Source organism: Pedobacter sp. (genome assembly GCF_035566355.1).
In the GTDB taxonomy this organism is placed as follows: domain Bacteria; phylum Bacteroidota; class Bacteroidia; order Sphingobacteriales; family Sphingobacteriaceae; genus Pedobacter.
Window position 1 is genome coordinate 1 of sequence record NZ_DATMRL010000023.1, and the last position, 3,620, is coordinate 3,620.

At 37.6% G+C, this 3,620-nt stretch carries 2 protein-coding genes and 1 pseudogene; 1 reads left to right on the forward strand and 2 read right to left on the reverse strand.

Annotation, left to right across the window (positions count from 1 at the left end; genetic code table 11):
• Both VNZ46_RS00795 and VNZ46_RS00800 read right to left on the reverse strand, forming a co-directional pair.
• Positions 1–1,158 (reverse strand): annotated as a pseudogene (locus VNZ46_RS00795) (hypothetical protein); the annotation flags it as partial.
• A gap of 99 nt (positions 1,159–1,257) precedes the next feature.
• Positions 1,258–1,395, reverse strand: a complete 138-nt coding sequence (locus VNZ46_RS00800) for a hypothetical protein (RefSeq protein ID WP_325558158.1) — start codon at positions 1,393–1,395, stop codon at positions 1,258–1,260.
• A 44-nt stretch (positions 1,396–1,439) separates the two neighbouring features.
• On the opposite strand from VNZ46_RS00800, the gene VNZ46_RS00805 reads away from it, so the two are divergent.
• Positions 1,440–3,620, forward strand: a 2,181-nt coding sequence (locus tag VNZ46_RS00805; RefSeq protein ID WP_325558159.1) for an ATP-binding protein, incomplete at its 3' end; no start/stop codon positions are given.

Genomic DNA, 3,620 nt, shown 5'->3' on the forward strand with positions numbered 1-3,620 from the left:
ATAAACATTTAATCCTCCCGAAAGGAGGTTGCCACCCACAGCAAGTGCAGTATTGATTTTGATCTTCACCCGGTCAAAGGCTGCACCAGGTTTAAAGAAGATGGGGACTTTTTGTTTATTGGAAAGCAATCCAAGTAAATCCAGCGAGAGCAGACTGCTCACCGATACTTCTGAGCCCACCGCAGTGTTGCCATTATAGCCTTGAACCGTTATGGTTTTGAATACATCAACATTAAGTACGCTGGCCGGAATGGATAAGACTACTTTAGCATAATCATTTGCACCAGAAAGACCATTCAGGTAAATAGTTTGGGAAGCCGTAGAGCCCAGGCCAACCAAGCCGGTTTGTATAGTTGACGAAGTATTCATATCTCCGTCAATAGCTTTTTCAGGATTGAGTAACAGACTGGTTAATGAAACATTTAATCCTGTAGATTCTCCTATGTTAGTAAAAATAGATGGAGCGCAATTTTGACTGTCTACTGTAAAAGCCTTGTAAACGTTCATGCTGATCGATGAACCTACCGCCAGGCCAAGCAGGTTTCCTTCAAATCTTAACCTGACACGTACAGAATTGTAAGGTTGAGTTGAAGTAACTGCGAAATAATTGTTGCCCGCAGCATCCTTTACGATGTCGGTACTTACATTTGCAGCATCTACCAGAGTTCCGTCACTACCAGCAGAGGCACCTGAATATACATCAAGCTTAACAAAATTCTTTTTCAATAATCCGGTAAGGTCCCCAACTATAGCAAGAAGATCTAAGTTCAGTCCTTGTGAAGTTAGATTGTCAAAACGTATATAGGTGGTTTTACCTGTTGCATTTGAAGGATACTTTAATTGTACCCATGCTTCACCCTCTGCTTTTATAAGGCCAAGTACATTGAGACACTTTGACGTCAGTGCATAGTTGGGTGCATTGTTGTTGCTCGTGTTTCCAAGATCAACAACTGATCCAGCAGCCGAACCAGGATTGGTATCAACAGTTGGATTACCTAAAACCGTGTAATAGGCAACCAATCCGTTTGAAGGAGCAGTGGTTGCATAATTTCTGGTTTGCGCATACGATTTTGAATTTGTCAGCGTTATTACTACTAGACTTAAAAAAATAAATAGTGCATTTTTTAAGCTTTTACGTAGAGTAGAAGTCCATTTCATAGGGATAGGGATTGGAATAATTCTAATTTTACTCGTACAAGTTTAAATATAGATTGCTTCGTAACCCCCGTTCGAATTGTTCATTTATGATTCTTCGGGCTATTCCCCATTCATTTTGTTCATTTTTAAAGTTAAAATAACTAAATTTTGATGTAATAAATTGATATTTAGCTTTTTAGCTATTGTTCTGCATTTTTTTTCATTTTTTTTATAAAACCAATATTTAATTTCTTTCATATATATTAGTTAAATCTTATTATTAACGCCCCTATTACGTTATTATGGATGAAACATCTGTACTAAATGAATTAAAATCTTTGATATTATCGAAGGCTGGAATCCGCTCTGTTACTCCTGGAGACTGCAAAAGAATATCAATAGAAATCAGTAAAGCTCTGAACAAAAGCGTTAGCGAAACGACCATAAAAAGGCTTTTTGGTTTTGCTGTAGTGAAACATAATTTTTCTCAGTTTACATTAACAACATTATTTGAATATGTGGATAATGAGAAACTGATCAGGCTGATCCCCCGGGAAAAAAACACTCAGGACAAGGATAAGGATGACTGGGAAAATTTGAGGCATTATGCCGGCAAAACGACTGATTTTACCTTGAAAGGTATTAGGAACAGGTCGGGCCTGCCTTACGAAATGACCATAAGCCGAAAGTTTGCTGAACATGACTTCGAGGAATTTTACAACAGCAACTTTAGTTTCATGTGTTTTATCTCTCAGCCGGGTTATGGAAAAACGACTTTGCTAAGCCATCTGGTAGAAGACTATTTTTATAAAGAAAACGCACCCTATAAAGATTCCAATGTTCTTTTTGTAAAGGCCTATAGCTTTTTTAAGAAAGATGGAGATTATTATGATCTTGAGGCGCAAATTCGGGCAGAGCTTGGAATATCCGCAAAAAAGGACCTGCTTGGTTATCTGCATGAACAGCATCAGGCCCGTGGTGGTAAATTTATCCTGATTATAGATGGTTTTGCGGATCTCGCTCTGAAAAAGGATATCAAAAACCAATTGTTCGATAGTATTTTGAATTTTATCTGTGCGTTAGACAGTACGAACCTGGTTAAAGTGGTCCTCAGTATGCGTTCCACCTCATGGATCCGTTTTTATGAAAGAATGCGGCATTCTGCTTACCTGAGAGCAAATTGGTTCCAGGGAAATTATTTTGATGTCAATGATGTATCCAATGTGCCTCCCCTAACAGAGCGGGAAGTTGAGCAGATTATTTCCAATACCGGACATTTTGACCATGAAAATATCAATCCTAAACTCAAAACCCAGTTAAAGTTTCCATTTCACATTCATCTCTACTACCAGCTTAAAGAGGAAGATCCTTTTATAAACTATTATACCAATATTGCTTTTTATGAACTGGTTTCCAGATTTATCAAGGAGAAGATTTATAAATCTAATTATTATACGGAGAAGATCCTTTTCTTAAAAAAGATCATACAGCTTACAGATTATGGAAAGTCTCAAAATTTTGTGGCAAAAGACTTACTGATAGCCGAGTTGTCTGCATTTAAAAATGCCTATATGGAACTCCTGTCTGATGGTATCCTGATGGAAGAGCGGCGTTATCAGAATCTACATCCGAGAGAATTTGTCCGCTTTTTATATCCTCATATTTTTGAGTATTTTCTCTTTATAGAGCTTTTAGAGAAGTTCAATTTAAATGTTGACGCTCATTTCCTGGAATATATAGATAAAACCTATAGCAGTAACCATGTGCGATTTATTTTGTTGCAGTGGACAGTCAGATATATGGTGAAAACTGCAGATTTTGTAACTCTGAGTCATATTTTTAAGTTGGATTTGAATAATTATGAGAGAAATTATTTAATTCTGTTTATTGCAGAGAACTTGAAATATGCCATTAATCTCCACCCGGAAATAAAAGATACCCTAAAAGAGCACCAGCTTCATGACGCCATTATCAAAGAGCTCATCAACTTTGATTTTGTAGATTCGTGCTATAAGCAATCTATTACGGTGTTGATTGATATCTGTGACAAAGATGAACATTGGCTGCTGTATCAATCTATCCTTTCGGCACTGGATATTTTAAGCTTGAACAAGGAAAAGCTAGAACAAAGAATTATCCAGCTCGAAAGCCGGCAGGACTTATGTGCTTCTTCTTATTTTGATCCGCTGGAGGCCTTGCGTATTGCTTATCGCAAGAGTCAGAATATTCCGGTGCATTCCAGCCCTCTATTGGAAAAAATTGAAGGTTTTATAGTTAATGAAAATGAACTCAGGCCCTTGGTTAATGAGATGGCAGATACCTGGGCAGGTGTGCAGTATATTCTGATGCTTTCTGTAAATACACTTTACGGAACACCTGAGAAAACCGTGCGGATCATACATTGTATTCAGCGCTTGCATCCGCGCTTGTTCTATAAAAGAGCTCCATTTGCCAGTCACCTGTTGTTATTGCTTGCTTTAAAT